The organism is Lactobacillus sp. ESL0677, assembly GCF_029392875.1.
In the GTDB taxonomy this organism is placed as follows: domain Bacteria; phylum Bacillota; class Bacilli; order Lactobacillales; family Lactobacillaceae; genus Lactobacillus.
In genome coordinates, this window is record NZ_CP113946.1 from 229,914 (window position 1) to 247,985 (window position 18,072).

The window sequence follows — 18,072 nt, forward strand, 5'->3', positions numbered from 1 at the left end:
TTTTTTAAAAAGAAACATAGAAAGCATATATGTGGATAATATCAATCATTATATCACAGATACTAACCGATAAAGTGTGTGTAAATGACCCGGAAAAAAATAAATAAAAAATCGGTGATGCAATTTTTGTTGAATTTAAGCCACTTTTTTGTCTTTTTTTATGCCGAAAATCATTCGAATGAATTTTTATAAAGGTTGAATATAAAAATAAATGTTCTATAATGAAAATGCTTACAAGAAATGGATAGAATATTAATAAGGGGGATTTTTCAAGTGGTACAAGAAAAAAAGAAAATACCAAGTAGTTTTATTTACTTCTTTGGATCATTTGGCGGTATTTTGTTTGGCTATGATATTGGCGTTATGACAGGTGCTTTGCCATTCTTGCAAAATGATTGGAACTTAACTAATGCATCAATTGTTGGCTGGATTACTTCCGCTGTGATGTTTGGTGCTATTTTTGGTGGTGCTGCCGCCGGACAACTTTCCGATAAATTTGGTAGAAGAAAAATGATTCTAGTTTCAGCAATCATCTTTGCATTGTTTTCAATTTTATCGATGGTTGCACCACATAATGGTTCCATGTATTTAATTATTATTCGAATATTACTAGGACTTGCTGTAGGGGCAGCTTCGGCCTTAGTACCAGCGTACATGTCAGAGATGGCACCTGCTAATGCTCGTGGTAGTTTATCTGGATTGAATCAGACGATGATTACTTCAGGAATGCTGCTTTCTTATATTATGGACTTTATCTTGAAAGGTGTACCAACTCCGTGGAATTGGCGGCTGATGTTAGGGTTAGCAGCTGTACCAGCAATTATTCTATTTTTGGGTGTTGTCAAATTACCAGAATCACCACGGTTTTTAATTAAGAATGGTAAAGAAGACGAAGCTCGTGAAGTACTTTCATATATCAGAAAAAGTGACAAGGAAATTGATGACGAAATCCTTGAGATAAAGTCAGCTTCTGCAAAAGAAAATTCAGCATCAGAAAAGACCACATGGGGATCATTATTTAGCAGCAAATATCGCTATTTGGTTATCGCTGGTGTTGGTGTAGCAGCCTTTCAACAATTTCAAGGTGCGAATGCTATCTTTTATTACATTCCTTTAATCGTTCAAAAGGCTACTGGCAGTGCAGCTAGTTCAGCACTAATGTGGCCAATTATTCAAGGTGTCATTTTGGTTACAGGATCGCTTGTTTACATTGCGATTGCAGAAAAGTTTAAGCGTCGTTCATTATTAATGCTTGGCGGAACAATTATGGGTCTTTCATTTTTATTACCATCCGTAATTAATAGTATTGCGCCGCATACCAACCCAATGATGATTGTTGTGTTCCTATGTATCTATGTTGCATTTTATTCATTCACTTGGGCACCATTAACCTGGGTACTGGTAGGAGAAATTTTCCCACTTGCAATTAGAGGACGTGCTTCTGGATTAGCATCTTCATTAAACTGGATTGGTTCTTGGGCTGTTGGACTGCTATTTCCAATGATGACTGCTTCAATGTCACAAGAAATGGTCTTTGGAATTTTTGGTGTTATTTGTATCTTAGGGGTCTTATTTGTTCGCTTCTTTGTTCCTGAAACTAAGGGTCATACTTTAGAGGAAATTGAAGAAGAAGGAATGAATCATGGCTTAAAAGAAGCAAAGTAGTTAGGAGATGAAAATATGAATATCACGGATACCGCTGAATTAATTCGGTCAGGTAAGACTGCTTTGGGAATTGAATTTGGTTCAACGCAAATTAAGGCAGTGTTAATTGATAGTAAGTTTAGGCCGCTAGCAACAGGTACTTTTCAATGGGAAAACAGTTTGAAGAACGGAGTTTGGACGTATTCAAAGGAAGAAATTTGGACTGGCTTGAGATTAAGCTATCAGCAGTTAGCAGCCAATGTTAGCAGCAAGTATCATGTCAAAATTGAAAAAATTGGGGCAATTGGTGTTAGTGCAATGATGCATGGTTATCTAGCATTTGATAAGAATGATCAATTGTTAGTCCCCTTTAGAACTTGGCGCAACACGATTACTGGTGATGCAGCTGGTGAGTTGACAAAGTTGTTTAATTTCAATATTCCACTTCGCTGGAGTATCGCGCACTTATATCACGCAATTCTACATAATGAAGAGCATGTTAAAAATATTGCATATATGACAACCTTAGCAGGATATGTTCATTGGCAATTATCTGGTGAAAAAAACATCGGCATTGGTGATGCGTCAGGAATGTTTCCTGTTGATCAAACAGGGGACTTTAATTCTAAGATGTTGGAACAATTTAATAATTTGCCACAAGTTAAGAAATATCCGTGGGAAATTAGAGATATTTTACCTAAGGTCTTAACTGCAGGACAAGTAGCTGGTCATTTAACTGAACAGGGTGCTAAGTTGCTTGATCCAACTGGAACGCTGCAAAGTGGCAGTGTAATGGCACCACCTGAAGGTGATGCTGGTACCGGCATGATTAGTACTAATAGTGTCCGGCTTAGAACCGGTAATATTTCTGTTGGTACTTCTGAATTTTCAATGGTAGTTTTGGATAAACCTCTCAAAAAAGTTCACCGCGATATCGATATTGTGGCAACCCCAGATGGCTTACCAGTAGCTATGGTTCACGTTAATAATTGTTCTTCTGATATTAATGCTTGGGCAGAAATTTTTAAGGAATTTGCTGGGCGATTAGGTAAGAATTTATCTGCAGATGAACTTTACAGCACTTTGTTCTTAGATGCGACTAAGTCAGACCCAGATGCTGGTGGCATGGTTAATTATAGTTACTTCTCTGGTGAGCCAGTGACTAATACCGATGAAGGTCGACCAATGCTTGTTAGAACTCCTAACAGTAAATTTACGTTAGCAAACTTTATGTTGGCACAACTTTATTCGGCCTATGCGCCGCTTAAGATTGGAATGGATGTTTTGACAGATGAAGAAAATGTCAAAACAGATGTCATGATTGCACAAGGTGGCTTATTTAAAACTCCGGTAGTTGGGCAGCAGGTGTTGTCAAACATCTTGAATTTACCAATTTCTGTCATGCTTAATGCCAGCGTTGGTGGCCCTTGGGGCATGGCAGTGCTTGCGCAATACGCTGCACAACATGAGTCAATAGCCTTAGCAGACTATCTAGATAGTCAAGTTTTTGTTGATTCAGAAATGATGAGTTTAAGTCCAGAGCCCGAAGGTGTCAAAGGTGCTCAAAAGTACATTGATTGCTATAAATTAGCACTGAAACTTGAAAATCAGGCAGAAATATTAAAGGACGAGGAAGAATAGAATGTTAGAGCAACTAAAAAAAGAAGTTTATGAAGCTAACATGCAACTGCCTAAGCTAGATTTGGTTACCTTTACTTGGGGCAATGTGTCCGGAATTGACCGCGACAGTGGCTTATTTGTTATCAAACCTTCTGGTGTGGAATACGAGCAAATGAAACCCGATGATATGGTAGTGGTTAATCTTAAAGGCGAGGTAGTTGAAGGCTCGATGAACCCATCAAGTGATACGCCAACGCATACTGTTTTGTACAATGCCTTTCCTAAGATTGGCGGCATTGTCCATACGCATTCGCCTTGGGCCGTGTCTTTTGCGGCAGCCAAGATGGATATTCCAGCGATGAATACGACACATGCCGATACTTTTTATAATGCAATTCCAGCAGCCGATGCTTTAACTAAGGCTGAAATTGAGGAAGATTATGAAGGTTACACGGGTCAAGCAATTGTGCGGACGTTCAAAGAGCGCGGTTTAGATTATGAGGCAACTCCAGGAACACTAGTTAGTCAACATGGTCCGTTCTGCTGGGGCGAAACGCCAAAAAAGGCGGTATATAACGCTAAGGTGCTAGAAGTCGTGGCTGAGGAAGACTATCACACTTTGCAACTAACTCGAGCTAATAGCGAATTACCACAATATTTGCTGGATAAGCACTATTATCGCAAGCATGGTAAGAATGCCTATTATGGTCAAAGCAATGCACAGTCACAGACACATGCAAAGAGAACTGGGAAGTGATGTTAAGCTGAGTAATGATGGATTAAAAATTGTAGTAGTTTAAAAGTGTGTTTTTATTTTAAAGGAGAAATTATTATGTTATCTATTCCAAAATATGAATTCTGGTTTGCTGCCGGTAGTCAACACCTTTATGGTGAAGAAGCTTTAAATCAAGTTGCAGAAGACTCTAAAAAAATTGTTGCTAGTTTAAATGAAAACGGCAATTTACCATATAAAATTGTGTTTAAAGAAGTACTAACAACTGCTGATGAAATTACTAAATTTATGAAAGAAGCTAATTATGATGACAATGTTGCCGGTGTAATTACTTGGATGCATACTTTTTCACCAGCTAAGAATTGGATTCGCGGTTCACAATTATTACAAAAGCCATTATTACATTTTGCTACGCAATACTTAAATTACATTCCTTACGAAACAATGGACTTTGACTACATGAACTTGAATCAAAGTGCTCACGGTGACCGGGAATATGGCTATATCAATGCTCGTTTGAATATGCATAATAAGGTTGTTTATGGTCACTGGCAAGATCCAGAAGTTGTAAAGCAAATTGCTGACTGGGAAGATGTTGCTGTTGCTTATGACGAATCATTTAAGACTAAGATTTGTCGTTTTGGTGATACGATGCGTAATGTTGCCGTTACAGAAGGTGACAAGGTTCAAGCACAAATTCAATTAGGTTGGACAGTTGATTACTATCCTGTTGGTGACTTAATTGACGAAATGGACAAAGTTAAAGAATCTGAAATTGATGACGAATATGCTGACCTGAAGTCGCGCTACATTATGGTTCAGGGCGATATGGATGCAAAAGCTTATGAAGATACTGTTCGCTATCAATTAAGACAATACATTGCTTTAAAGCGCTTCCTTGAACGCGGAGGTTATACTGCATTTACGTCAAACTTTGAAGACTTGCACGGAATGAAGCAATTGGAAGGTTTGTCAGCTCAATTGATGATGCGTGATGGTTATGGCTTTGCCGGTGAAGGTGACTGGAAGACTGCTGGATTGTTGCGGATTTTCAAGATTATGACACACAACAAGAGAACTGCATTTATGGAAGACTATACTCTTGACTTGCGTAAAGGTCATGAAGCTATTTTAGGTTCACACATGCTTGAAGTTGACCCATCCATTGCTTCTGAAAAGCCACGGGTTGAAGTTCACCCATTAGACATTGGTGGTAAGGATGATCCTGCACGTCTGGTATTCTCCGGTGGTGAAGGCGATGCTGTTGATGTAACTTTGGCTGACTTCCGTGATAACTTCAAGATTGTTACTTATCCAGTAATTGGTCATAAAGCTGAGGAGACACCACACTTACCTGTTGCTAAGCAAATGTGGACACCAAAACCTGGCCTTAAAGAAGGCGCCACTAAGTGGATTCATGCTGGCGGTGGTCACCATACTGTAATGTCATTTGCAGCTACTGAGGAACAAGTTCGCGACTTAGCTACAATGTATGGCGTTAACTTATGTGATATTGAATAAGGCTAATATTATAAATAAAATAAAAACTTCAGTAGACGTTTAAATCTACTGAAGTTTTTATTTTATTTGATGGGGATCAATTCAACGGTTTTCATTATTTGTTTAACATTATTTTTTTGAACAAAACCTGTTTTTGTTTCCATAGCGTTTGCTGTTCCCGAGGCAATTGCCCAACGGATAGCAGATTTGAAATCAAGCTGTTTGTCTAATGCATATAATAATCCACCGACAACCGAGTCACCAGATCCTTCAGTGTTTACTATCTTTACTGGATTAAACTTAACTTGAAAGAAATGCTCATGATGTTTAACTAGTGCACCTTCGGCACCTAATGAAACAATAATATTTTGAATTTTATTTAGATTGCTCTGAGTGATTTCCTTTTTTAAAACGTAACAATCATAAGTTACTGTAGTTGAAAGAAGATCTGCAATTTCTTGTTCATTAGGCTTAATAAAGTCAGGCAACGAGTTACTTTTTAATACTTCTGTTAAAGCTTTACCGGAAGTATCCAAAATGATTTTTATCTTTGGGTCTAAAGTTCTAATTAGATTAATAATTTTTGTATAAAAATTATTAATTTGAGTAGGAGGTAAGCTGCCATTTAAAGAAATTGCTGAAATTTTGTTACTGCCTATTAATGATTTTAATTTATTGAGTAAATGTGTAAAGTTTAATGAAGATAAATAATCGCCATGTTCATTAATTTCTGTTTTTTTATTATTTTGTTGAATTATTGTGTAGCAATTGCGGGTGTTACCAGCAATCTTAATAAAATCAGCAGTATATTGATCTTCACATGCTTGATCTTCAATATATTGACCGTTGTAACCTGCTAAAAAACCTGTTGCTGCAGTTTTTGCACCAAGATTAGATGCAACACGAGCGGCATTAATTCCTTTACCGCCAACCATCTTTTTTATTAAATTGACTCGATTAAGTGAGCCTACTTTTAACTCTTTGAGTTGGTATAGACGGTCAACGGATGGGTTGACTGTAATTGTAATATCCATTATCTATTCCTATTCTAAATTATTAGTAAATCATTTTAATATATTTTGAATATTTCTTAACTTTTTCATTTTCAATTTCTGGATCTGTTACCAAACAATCAAATTTATCTAATTTTTGAAAAGTTATAATATCTGAATGATCTAATTTAGTATGATCTGCTACAACAAATGATTTTTCAGAATGAGCAATGGCAATATTTTGAATGTTGCCTTCAGGTATTGTGCTTGTTGTAACACGATTTTCACTGATTCCGTTGGTAGAACATAATGCATAATCTAAATTGAGACCATTAAAAATATTTTCAGCTTTTTCTCCCAAGAATTCTTCGGTATTTCTATGTAGTTCGCCACCAGTAAGTAATAAGCGGCAGTCACTTTTATTTATTTCATTAAAAGCTGGCAAGCTGTTAGTTACAAAAGTCAAATTCTTAGGTATTAATAGGGGTACTGCCATTAATAAAGTGGTTCCCGCACCTAAAAAAATTGTTGAGTTATTAGTAATTTTATTTGCTAATAATTTGGCGATTTCTTTTTTTTCAACGATATTTTTCTTTATTTTTTCGTTTGTTGTTGATTCTGTCTGATTATTGCTTTGGGCTCCGCCATAAATTCTGGTTATTTGTCCTTGTTCTTCTAAGCGCTTAAGATCACGTCTGATAGTCATTGGTGAAACTTGTAAATTTTTTGCAATATCAACGGTTGTCATAAATCCTGTTTTACTTAGAATATTGTTAATCTCTGTTAATCTTTTTTCTTGTAAACTCACAAAATCACTTCTTCATACTAGAATTATATTACACACATAGTATAACAAACATTCCTGAACAATAAAAGTAATTCTGTGTTTATCTTTGTTAAATTTAGGTTGACAATGTTCAACTTAGGTATTATATTGAAAACGTATACAGAATAAGAAAGGAGGTTTTAAGTATTGTTTTACGAAAATTTAATTGATTTAAATGTTTCTGTGTCTACTGAAGAGCAGTTATTTGATTTAGTTGGGTTAAGGACCATCAATTTGAAGTATGCAAACTTAGGTTATATTACGAGTCTTGAGAAAAGGGAACTCTCTTATCCGACTGGATTAAAATTTCCCAAAATATCCTTAGCGTTGCCACATGTGGATCCACAATATGTTAAACGACCATTTATATATATTGCGAGAACTAATCAGCCATTAAAATTAAGACAAATGGGTGATAATGCTGAGATAACAGCTAATGACTTTTTGTTTTTGGGTTTAAAGAATGGTAAAAAGCAACCTGAATTGCTATCTCAAATAATTTCAGCTTTTCAAGATGAAAACTTTGTTGGGCAATTTAAAGAAATAAATACTGCTGAAAAGATGCTTCAGTTAGTTGAAAGAAAGTTTGAGGGATTATCAAAATGAAAACTATTTTAGTTTGTTGTGGAACGGGCGTTGCTACTAGTCCTCAAGTTGCTAATAAAATTAATGATTTTTTAGCAGACCAAGGATTAGATCAAATTGCTAAAGCTACGCCAGAACCTGTTGCAGAAGCCAAAGGATCTGTTGAAAATGATGCTAATGTCATTATTTATGTTGGCATTGCTCCAGCTGATGGGGAACTTCAAGAAGCACTTGATCAAAATAACGTTGTTGGTATGGTAGGTTTACCATGGCTAACTGGTATGGGACAAGATGAAGCTAATCAAAAAGTAGCTGATATTGTTAAACAGGCAAAATAACAAATCGTATAGGAGATGATTTGAATGGACTGGAACGCGATAGTTCAAGGAATTTTAAGCGTTGGAGCTCAAGTATTAATTCCAATTTTAATTATGATTTTAGGACTAATATTTGGAATGAAGCCGTCTAAGGCTATAACTTCTGGACTGTATCTAGGAACTGGGTTTATTGGTATGTCAATGGCAATAAATCAATTAACTCAAACTGTTAGTCCTGCTGCTAAAGCTTTAGCCAAATATACTGGAATCAATTTACCTGCGGTAGATTTTGGCTGGACTGGTGCAGCTTCAATTACATGGAGTTGGACGTTAGCTTTTCTTTTCTTTGCAGTGGAAATTGTTGTAAACATCGTTATGCTTTTGGCAAAATTGACGGACACAATGAATGCAGATATGTGGAATGTTTGGGGAGTAGCCTTAACTGGTTATATGGTTTACCAAATTTCTGGTAGTTTAATTTGGGGCTTTATCTGTGGTGCAATTCAAGTAGTGATTTGCTTGAAGCTTGGCGACATGTGGAGTAAAGAAATTGCTAATATGTTAGGCTATGAAGGCGTTACTGTAACACACATTGAGGCTTTTACTGCTATTATTATGTCGCCTATTAACAAATTGATGGATTACATTCCGATTTTTAATCGTGAATGGGATGCTACAGCCTTAAAGAAAAAAATTGGTGTTTTTAGTGAACCAGTTGTAATGGGCTCAATTATTGGACTTTTGTTAGCTTTGGCTGGTCGCTATAGTTTGGGTGATGCTCTGAATTTAGCAGTTACTGTTGGAGCTGTAATGGCAATCTTTCCAGTTATGGCTAAGTTCTTTATGGATGCACTAACACCATTTGGGTCTACTATGAGTGACTTCATGAAAAAACACGTTAAAGGTAGAACATTCTCAATTGGATTAGACTGGCCTATTTTGGGTCAAAGTACTGAATTATGGGTAACAATGGTACTAATGATTCCAGTTTCGATTATCTATGCTGCAGTTTTGCCGGGGAATACTATTCTACCAATTGCTGGTGTAATTAATTATTGTATTGGTGTTGGTGGCTTACTGCTTACTGGTGGTAATTTATTAAGAATGTTGGTTTTGGGTGTGATTTACGAACCAGTCTTCTTATATGGAGCATCATATTTTGCAAATATCTTTACTAAATTAGCGAAATCGAGTACTACCATTAAAGTTCCAGCTGGTTCTCAAGTTTCGTGGAGTTCAATTGAAGCCCCTGAATTGAGATGGGCAATGGCTTGGGCTGGTCGTGGTAATATATGGGCAATCATTGCCTTAGTAGCATTGATGGTTTTGTTCTGGTTGCTGTATCGCTCATTTAAGAAAAATCCGATTCCTACTTTAAAGTATAAGAAAGCAGCTAAAGCCGAATAGGTATAGATTAATGAAAAACATTTCAAATAAAAAGTTTTTTTGGACATGTTTATCTTTTCTAGCTTTCGGACTATTCAGTCTAGCTCTTATAACTAAGACCTATTGGCTAAATATCTTCGTTATTATTTTGGGATTACTAATTAATAAGAAGGGAAGTGATACTCTTTTTGTTAAAAAGCGTTGGTCTACTAAAAATAATATAAGGAGGAAAAAATAATTTATGAAATATCCTGCAGGAAGAATTCCTTTTGAATATGAACGTGAAGATTTAGCAAAAGTAGTTCGAGAAGTAATGGAACGTCGTGATACTAATATTGTCGGTGGAAATATTAGTATTAAAGTTCAAGACGAAGCTGGTAAAGATTACTATGTAATGACACCAACAATGATGTCAGAAGCATATATGGGTTATTTAAATGCTGATCAAATTTTAGTGATTGAACCACACACGCGTAAAGTTATTTCTGGAAATGGTAAGGTAACTCGTGAAATTAATATGCACGAAGCAATTTATGATACTAATCCAGATATTAAATGTGTCTTTCACTCTCATGCTGATCAATGTATGTTCTGGGGTACAAGTGGTTTGAATATGCCTAATGTTACAGAGGCTACACAAAAGTTGAAAGAAATAAGAACTCTAGATTGGCATCCAATGTGTACAGAAGAACTGGCGCAGTATGTTGCGGGAGAAATTAAAAAGCTGGGTTCAAAAGCTTTACGAAATGGTTTTATCCTAAACTCACATGGTACTTTGTTTACATCAGGTGGAAAGGATATGGATCCGCTAACTGCGTTACATAAGTCTTTAGCTGACGTAGATATTACTGAATATAATGCTAAGGTTGCATATAAGCAAACTGTATTTCAAGAAATTGGTGTCCTAGACGGATATTATTCCGAAGGTACAAAAATTGGTACTTGGGAAGATGTTAAAGCTGGTAAAGCACTTTATAACAAAAAAACAGCCCAAAATAAAAAGGGCGACTAAAAAGTGCCCTTCTTACAAAGTTTGACCACTTTGACCATATAACATTTTTTCTATAGATGCAACTATTATCAAGATTATTTGTGTAAAACCTGATCAATTTGATCAGGTTTTTTTGGAATAAAAATATGGATTGAGGAATTTTATGAGTGTAGCAGAAAAACGAGTTTATGATGAATTAGCAAAACAAGCTTCTGAGCATGCTATTCCTACTCTTCAATTAGCAGAGAATTTAAAATTATCTAGATCTGTAGTTAGTCACTATCTTAATAAGTTATTAAAAGAACATAAAGTAAGGAAAATTGCGGGTAGACCAGTAAAATGGGAAATAACAGAGCATCTATCTCCTGATTTCTCTCAGGTTTTTACTGACTTTATAGGATATAAGGGCTCAATGAAACATATCATTGATCAGGTTAAAGCAGCAGTAGTATATCCTCCAAATGGATTAAATATTTTAATTACAGGTCATTCAGGTGTTGGCAAAAGTTATTTGGCAAATAAAATTTATCGTTATTCTATAAGTAAACAAATTAAAAAAGTTGGTGCACCATATATTACTTTTAATTGTGCTAATTATGCTGATAATCCAGAATTAATTTCTAGTACTTTGTTTGGATATGTGAAAGGGGCTTTTACGGGCGCAAATGAAGAAACTGAAGGGCTTTTAAAACAGGCCAATGGTGGATTCTTATTTTTAGATGAAGTTCATCGTTTAAGTAGTGAAAATCAAGAAAAATTGTTTAGTTTTATTGATACGGGTAAATTTTATAAAGTAGGTGATAATATTCATGCTGAAAAAACTAATGTTCGATTGATAATGGCAACTACGGAGAATCCAGATAAGGTCTTATTGACAACATTTTTAAGGCGAATACCAGTAAAAATAAAATTACCTGATTATATAAATCGACCAATTGATGAGCGATTAGAATTATTGAAGTTACTTGTTTATAAAGAAGCAAGAAAAATAAATAAAAGTATCTGTGTCGATCAGCATGTCGTTTCTGCATTATTACAAATAAAGCATGCAGGAAATATTGGATATATTAAGAATATTATTCAACTTGCTTGTGCATCGGCATATAATCGTGATTTAAATTTGCCCACAATTAATGTAACTGTTTCTAATCTGCCTTTGAATAATTTACCTGAATATTATAATTGGGGAACTATTTTAGTTGATCCAAATGAAAAAATAAAATTTATTTCACAATATGATTTTTCGCTAGGATTAGATGATTTAAAAATATCAATTCATCGGTTAGCAGAAAATTATTCATTAAAAAAGTTACGAGCTTGTCAAACAAAACTTCAAAATTTAAATAGTATAAATAATAAAATTGAATTTGAGACGGGGCTTCATATACAGCATCAACGTATTTTTTCAGAAATTATTCAAAAGAGGTATGGATTAAATATGGCAACATCAATTGAGCCACTGATATTCATATTATATAAAAACCACTTTAAGATTACGAAAATAGATAGAGAAAGTTTAACTAAAATTTTTTCAAAGAAGTTACCACGTTCATTTCATATAGCAGATATTTTTTATCAACAATTGCCAATATTGGATAAAATAAGCAAAAACTCTTTAATGATAATTTTTACTATCTTAATAAGTCAATTTGTTGATGAAAATATTAAATTGCGTGCTTTAATGGTTGCACATGGAGAAAATACTGCTACCAGTATTCAGGCTGTCGTTAATTCCTTATGTGAAAATTATATTTTTGATGCAATTGATATGCCTATTGATGCTAATGTTTCTTCCATTATTAAAGAAGCAAATAAATTAATAGACAGTTTCAACACAACTAATGGCTTTGTGTTGATGATAGATATGGGCTCATTAGAACAACTTTATTCTAAAATTAATTCACATTTAGATGGTGATTTATTAGTAATTAATAATTTAACTACCCTGACAGCACTTGATGTTGCGATTAAAATTAAACAGAATACACCATTTAAAAAGATTGCCGAAAAAGCAGACCAAGATTACGCAATTGAAGCAAAATATTATGAAGGCTTTTCTCAATTACCTAATATTTTGGTTTCATGTGTTTCGGGGCTAGGAATTGCTGAAAAAGTAAGTGAAATAATTAGACCATTCATGCCAGCCGATATTAAGACAATTGCAATTAGTTATGATTCTTTGAAAGAAAAAATAATGAGAAAGGAATGGTCATATTTTGATCGTACACTTTTTGTGTTGACAACGATTGATATCACTAAAGATGTGAAGTTTAAACATATGAATTTATATAATTTGTTGGATGCAAGTGGTGAAGAAAAATTACGTGATTGGTTGACCCCATACTTATCATCAGAGCAGATAATAAATTTTAATAATCAAATTGTTCGTTTCTTTTCTAAAGAAGGAATTGCTGAGAGATTAAGTTTTTTAAATCCTGACGTAGTTATTGGTGAGGTAGAAACAATTATTAATAAATATGAACTGCTTTATAAAGTGAAATTTGATGGTAAATTCAAGCTTAATTTATATATGCATATCGCACTGATGATTGAACGACTAATGCTTCATAATTCATCAGTTAGTGTGGAAAAGTCGATATCTAAAAAGGAGGCAAAATTTTTCAAAATAACGCATAGTGTTTTTCAACCAATTGAAATAAAATACAACATTAGAATTACGGCTACAGAAATGAATATTTTATATGAGTTGTTTAGTCAATTTATTTAAGATAAAACTCAATACTAAATTTTACGGAAAGAATTAGTAAAATTTAGTATTTTTTGTATGTTAACAATAGTGTTTAAACAATTATTTAAATTAAACACTTTGTTCAACAATTAAATAGCTATAAAAGCTATAAAAACGATGATTTAGTTGGCATATGTTTTGCTAAAAGAAAGTTAGAGGGAGGAAAAAGATGAAAAAAATTCTATTGGCATCACATGGTAAATTAGCTAGTGGTATTAGAAGTTCTATTAAAATTTTAACTGGTAAGGAAAAGAATCTTAGAATTATTGATGCTTATGTTGATGATTCAGACTTTACAGGTCAAATTATTGATTTTATAGCTAGTATAGATGCAAATGATCAAGGATTTATTTTTACTGATATTTATGGGGGAAGTGTTAATCAAAAAGTTGTGTCAGAAGTTATAAACTCAGGTAAGAAAAATATTTATGTAATTACAGGAATGAACTTACCGATTGTTTTATCAATATTATTAGCGACAGGTAATATTTCAATGCATAACTTACAAGAAATGATTAATGATAGTCAACTAAAAATAGTAGAGGTTAAAGTAAATAAAAATAAAGAAGATGACTTTTTTAGTTAGTAAAAATCATGATTAAGACAATTTTATTTGATTGGGATGGAACGCTTTTAAATAGTAATGATTTGATTAATGAATCGAATATGTATGCACTTAATAAATACGGTGATCACACTTTTACTGTAGATGAAGTTAAACCCTTTAATGGAAGACACTTAATAGATGTATATCGTGAATTATATCCAGGATTAGAAGATAAAATATTATATACCTATAATACATATAGCGATTTACGGCATGATCAAAGTGTTCGATTATTTCCAGATGTTAAAGAAGTTTTACAGAAATTAAAAAATTTAGGATGTCATTTGGGAGTAGTTTCGATGAAACGTAAGTATATGGTTAATCATGGGTTGAATTTATTTAATTTAACTTCTGTATTTGACGTTGTAATTGGTGGTGATGAATGCAAAAAGAGAAAACCTGATGCTGAACCAATATTAATTGCAATGCAAAAAATAAATGCCAATCCTAAAGAAACTTTGATGATTGGTGATAATTGGCAGGATATTGAATCTGCTAATAATGCTCATACGCGCAGCGTGTTTGTTACTTGGTCGCAAAAAAATTATGAACAGATTCGCCCGTATCAACCAACTTATTGTATTGATAGAATGCCGGATTTATTACAAATAGTAAGGGAGGAAAAATAATAATGATAGTACAGGTTAGAGTAGATGATAGATTGATTCATGGACAAGTAGCACTTGTATGGAGTAGAGAATTGAATGCTTCTGCAATTTTAGTTGCCAATGATGGTGCAGCTGAAAATGATGTTGCTCAAATGACAATGAAAATGGCAATGCCTAGTGATAAAAAATTATTGATCCGTGGTATTAAAGATTCTATTAGTGTTTTAAATGATCCACGAGGAAAAAATATGAGAATTTTTGTTGTGACTAATTGTGTTAAAGACGCATATGAAATTGCAAAAAATGTTGATCAAGTGGAACAAGTCAATGTAGCAAATGCGGGAAGATTTGATCAAACTGATAAATCAAAGATTATTAGATTTAATTCGGCAATAGCACTTAATCCTAATGAAATTATTAAGTTAAAGGAATTAGATAAATTGTCTGATGTTGAGGCATTTTCGCAAGGATTACCTACTTCTGAAAAACTAACAATTCCACAATTAATTAATGGTAAAGCTTAATTTTTTAAGAAAGAGAGGGAAAATAATGTTAAAAGCAGCATTAATTGCTATGTTAGTTATGCTTCTTTGTTATGCAGGAAGTTATTTAACAGGCAATAGTTATATTGATCGTCCAATTGTGATAGGTGCTGTAGCAGGACTGTTTTTGGGAAATTTAAAACTTGGCTTAACAATTGGGGCTACCCTAGAAGCCGTATTTATGGGAGCACTAAATGTTGGTGGTGTAATTTCATCTGAGCCGGCTATTGCAACAGTATTAGCTGTAACTTTTGCGGTCACAACGAATATTAGTCAAAAGGCAGCAGTTACGTTAACTATACCAATAGGTGTTTTAGCAGCTTTTGTTTTATTAGCATTGAAAAATGGTGTCATGATTATTTTTGCACCTATTTTGGATAAATTAGCAGCAACTAATAATCAAAAAGGCTTAATCTTCATTCATTTTTTATCCTGGTTTATTTATTATGGGATTTATGCAGTAATGACTTTTATAGGCGTTTATGCTGGCTCTTCTGCAATAAGTTCATTAGTCAAATTTATTCCTCAAAATTTAATGGCGGGATTGAATACTGCAGGTGGACTATTACCGGCTGTTGGATTTGCAACGTTAATGAAAATATTATGGGATAATAAACTGGCAGTATTTTATTTACTAGGGTTTGTATTGACGATTTATTTGAATTTACCGGCAGTAGCAATTGCATGTATTGGTATTGCAATAGTGGTTGTAATGGCATTTCGTGATAAAGATATTTTGGATTTAAAGAAGAAAAAATCTGCTGTGGCAACAAAAGTAAACAATGGTTTAGACCAAAAACAACAAGAAGAGGAGGACTTTTTCGCATGAAAATAACAGAAAATTTATCAAAAGAAGAAAAGAAAATGTTAAATTCGATGTCGCTACGTTCCTTTGCGATGCATGCTGATCGAATGGGACCTGCAAAGTTCCATGCTAGTGGGTTTACATTTTGTATGTTACCGGCAATCAACAGATTCTATAAGACAACGAAAGATAAAGAGGCAGCGTTAATAAGGCATGTACAATGGTATAATTGTACTCCTCATGCAGAAAACTTGATTTTAGGTATTGTTGCATCAATGGAAAAAGAAAAGAGTCTTCGAGGCGATGACTTTGACGATCAATCAATTACTGCCGTAAAGACTTCGTTGATGGGACCTTTATCTGGGATTGGTGATACTTTCTTTCAAGGAATTCTTAGAGTTATTGCAGCAAGCATTGGGATAGGTCTTTCAATGCAGGGCTCGATTATGGGACCAATTTTGTTTCTACTTATTTATAATATACCAGCTGTTTTTTTATCGTTTTATTTAACGTATGTAGGTTATAGCTTAGGATCAACCTTTATTCAGCGTGTATATGAAAGTGGTGGTATGCAAATTCTGACTAAGGCTGCAAGTACCTTGGGATTACTTATGATGGGCTGTATGACTGCAATGAATGTCAAGTTTAAAACTACAATTGCATTAAGTATTGGTAAAGGAAAGCCGATTGCTCTACAAGGATACTTAGATCAATTATTTAAAGGTTTAGTTCCACTTCTGATTACAGTTGGATGTTTTTATCTTTTACGTAAAAGAGTTAATATTAACTGGGTTATGTTGGGAATATTTATATTGTCAATTGTTTTAGGATTAATTGGTGTAGTATAATGAACAAAAATACTAGTAATAAATTTGACTAAAAGGAGAAAAGTCGATGGCACGATTGCAAAAAATGGTTTTAAAACCAAAAGAGCAGCTTGTCACACGGCTTTTTTTGTCACCCAAATTAAAGCAAAATTTGACAGTTCTGTCATACAGTACTTATGACTTAGTTAATGTGATGAAGGATTTGGCTGAAAGCGATCCGTTTGTATCGCTAAAGCAGCCGCAAAATAGTGAGCACAGTTTAGAATGGCTGCGAACACCAAAAGGGGAAAACTTAGTTGACCATTTATTAATGCAGGTTGAGCTAAATAATTGGCGCAGTAAGGAAAAGCAAGTAGTTAAATTATTAATTTACAATTTAGACCAGGATGGATATTTACGAGTTGACCTGACTGAGCTTGCTACGCAAACAGAGTTTCTTGTTGCGGAATTAATTCACGCTCGCGATTTGTTACAAGAGCTTGATCCATGTGGTATTGGTGCAGGTGACTTAGCGGAATGCTTACTATTGCAGGCAAAAAAACAGCCTGATTTTAATTCGATTGCCATAGAATTGTTAACCAATAAGCAATTGTCGCTATTAGCAGATAAACAAAAATGGTCAGATAGTAGTTATTCACAGAAGCAACTGCAACAGGCATTAAGCAGTATTCAAACCTTAAATCCACTGCCGGCGAGTCAGTTTATTAATAACACCAATACGCAATATCTAATTCCTGACCTAATTTACCGGGTAAATGATGGTCGTCTAACAATTGAGAGCTTTCAAAATCAAATCCCTGAAATTTTATTTGACGAGCATAGTTTTTCTAAGTTAAGGAAGCAATCTGAGCAAAAACAGTATTTTTCTGAACAAAAACAGCGTTATGTTGAATTAAAAGCCGCCATTATGCATCGCCACCAAACATTAATGCGGTTAGGAAAATTTGTTGGTGAGCAGCAGTATGCTTTTTTGACTACTCTTGAAAAAGAGCAATTGCGACCGCTGGGGTTAAAGGAGGCAGCTCGCGAGTTGAATTTAGCCCCAAGCACTATTAGTCGGGCAATTAAAGATAAGTACATTCAATGTCAAAACAAAATTTTTAGTTTGAAGCTGCTGTTTCCGCGAGCAGTCACAGCCGACTTGTCACAGGCAAAGATTGAGTATGACTTAATGCAGCTGATTAAGAATGAGGACCATGTTAATCCCTTGAGTGATCAGCAGCTAGTCGAGCAATTTGCGGCCAAAGGAATTAACTTAAGTCGGCGCGTGATTACGAAGTATCGCCAAAAGTTGAATATCGCTAATAGTTATCAACGCAAAACAAAATAACAGCAATTCG

General features: G+C 34.3%; 17 protein-coding genes. 15 read left to right on the forward strand and 2 right to left on the reverse strand.

The annotated features are described in order from the left end of the window. Window positions 1-273: 273 nt before the first annotated feature. The 4 genes from OZX76_RS01220 to araA all read left to right on the forward strand — a co-directional run bounded on the left by OZX76_RS01220 (window position 274) and on the right by araA (window position 5,518). On the forward strand, window positions 274-1,665 hold the full coding sequence (locus tag OZX76_RS01220; protein WP_277143875.1) for a sugar porter family MFS transporter: 1,392 nt from the start codon (window positions 274-276) through the stop codon (window positions 1,663-1,665). 15 nt (window positions 1,666-1,680) lie between these two features. Beyond that, window positions 1,681-3,285, forward strand: a complete 1,605-nt coding sequence (locus tag OZX76_RS01225; RefSeq protein WP_277180268.1) for an FGGY-family carbohydrate kinase — start codon at window positions 1,681-1,683, stop codon at window positions 3,283-3,285. 1 nt (window position 3,286) lies between these two features. Next, window positions 3,287-4,021: an L-ribulose-5-phosphate 4-epimerase gene (locus OZX76_RS01230; protein ID WP_277180270.1), complete on the forward strand. Its 735-nt coding sequence runs from the start codon at window positions 3,287-3,289 to the stop codon at window positions 4,019-4,021. A 75-nt stretch (window positions 4,022-4,096) separates the two neighbouring features. Continuing rightward, on the forward strand, window positions 4,097-5,518 hold the full coding sequence (araA, locus tag OZX76_RS01235; RefSeq protein ID WP_277143879.1) for an L-arabinose isomerase: 1,422 nt from the start codon (window positions 4,097-4,099) through the stop codon (window positions 5,516-5,518). 62 nt (window positions 5,519-5,580) lie between these two features. Here the strand turns inward: araA and OZX76_RS01240 are convergent, their stop codons facing one another. Beyond that, the gene (locus OZX76_RS01240) at window positions 5,581-6,531 is read right to left on the reverse strand and encodes a 1-phosphofructokinase family hexose kinase (RefSeq protein WP_277180272.1); all 951 of its coding nucleotides are present in this window, start codon (window positions 6,529-6,531) and stop codon (window positions 5,581-5,583) included. 22 nt (window positions 6,532-6,553) lie between these two features. Beyond that, the gene (locus OZX76_RS01245) at window positions 6,554-7,297 is read right to left on the reverse strand and encodes a DeoR/GlpR family DNA-binding transcription regulator (protein WP_277180274.1); all 744 of its coding nucleotides are present in this window, start codon (window positions 7,295-7,297) and stop codon (window positions 6,554-6,556) included. A gap of 165 nt (window positions 7,298-7,462) precedes the next feature. Between OZX76_RS01245 and OZX76_RS01250 the strand changes: the two genes are divergently transcribed. From OZX76_RS01250 to rpoN, 11 genes are all read left to right on the forward strand, one after another. After that, entirely contained in the window at window positions 7,463-7,921 is a 459-nt protein-coding gene (locus tag OZX76_RS01250) for a PTS sugar transporter subunit IIA (protein WP_277180276.1), read from the forward strand. Continuing rightward, a complete protein-coding gene (locus tag OZX76_RS01255; protein WP_277133320.1) occupies window positions 7,918-8,238 on the forward strand; it encodes a PTS galactitol transporter subunit IIB in 321 nt (106 codons plus the stop codon). The genes OZX76_RS01250 and OZX76_RS01255 overlap by 4 nt, the downstream gene beginning before the upstream one ends. A 24-nt stretch (window positions 8,239-8,262) precedes the next feature. Then, complete coding sequence (locus tag OZX76_RS01260) at window positions 8,263-9,624, forward strand: PTS transporter subunit IIC (RefSeq protein ID WP_277180278.1); 1,362 nt, start codon at window positions 8,263-8,265, stop codon at window positions 9,622-9,624. Window positions 9,625-9,844: 220 nt separating this feature from the next. Beyond that, window positions 9,845-10,615, forward strand: a complete 771-nt coding sequence (locus tag OZX76_RS01265) for a class II aldolase/adducin family protein (protein ID WP_277180280.1) — start codon at window positions 9,845-9,847, stop codon at window positions 10,613-10,615. 142 nt (window positions 10,616-10,757) lie between these two features. Continuing rightward, a complete protein-coding gene (locus tag OZX76_RS01270; RefSeq protein WP_277180282.1) occupies window positions 10,758-13,322 on the forward strand; it encodes a sigma 54-interacting transcriptional regulator in 2,565 nt (854 codons plus the stop codon). Window positions 13,323-13,512: 190 nt separating this feature from the next. After that, the gene (locus tag OZX76_RS01275; protein ID WP_277180284.1) at window positions 13,513-13,929 is read left to right on the forward strand and encodes a PTS mannose transporter subunit IIA; all 417 of its coding nucleotides are present in this window, start codon (window positions 13,513-13,515) and stop codon (window positions 13,927-13,929) included. A gap of 8 nt (window positions 13,930-13,937) precedes the next feature. Beyond that, entirely contained in the window at window positions 13,938-14,579 is a 642-nt protein-coding gene (locus OZX76_RS01280) for an HAD-IA family hydrolase (protein WP_277180286.1), read from the forward strand. A 2-nt stretch (window positions 14,580-14,581) separates the two neighbouring features. Next, a complete protein-coding gene (locus OZX76_RS01285; protein ID WP_277180288.1) occupies window positions 14,582-15,082 on the forward strand; it encodes a PTS sugar transporter subunit IIB in 501 nt (166 codons plus the stop codon). A gap of 25 nt (window positions 15,083-15,107) precedes the next feature. Continuing rightward, window positions 15,108-15,929, forward strand: a complete 822-nt coding sequence (locus OZX76_RS01290; RefSeq protein WP_277180289.1) for a PTS sugar transporter subunit IIC — start codon at window positions 15,108-15,110, stop codon at window positions 15,927-15,929. After that, complete coding sequence (locus OZX76_RS01295) at window positions 15,926-16,753, forward strand: PTS system mannose/fructose/sorbose family transporter subunit IID (RefSeq protein WP_277180291.1); 828 nt, start codon at window positions 15,926-15,928, stop codon at window positions 16,751-16,753. Before OZX76_RS01290 ends, OZX76_RS01295 begins: the two co-directional genes overlap by 4 nt. Before the next feature lie 46 nt (window positions 16,754-16,799). Then, window positions 16,800-18,062, forward strand: coding sequence for an RNA polymerase factor sigma-54 (gene rpoN / locus OZX76_RS01300; RefSeq protein ID WP_277180293.1), 1,263 nt, complete (start codon window positions 16,800-16,802; stop codon window positions 18,060-18,062). Window positions 18,063-18,072 lie beyond the last annotated feature (10 nt).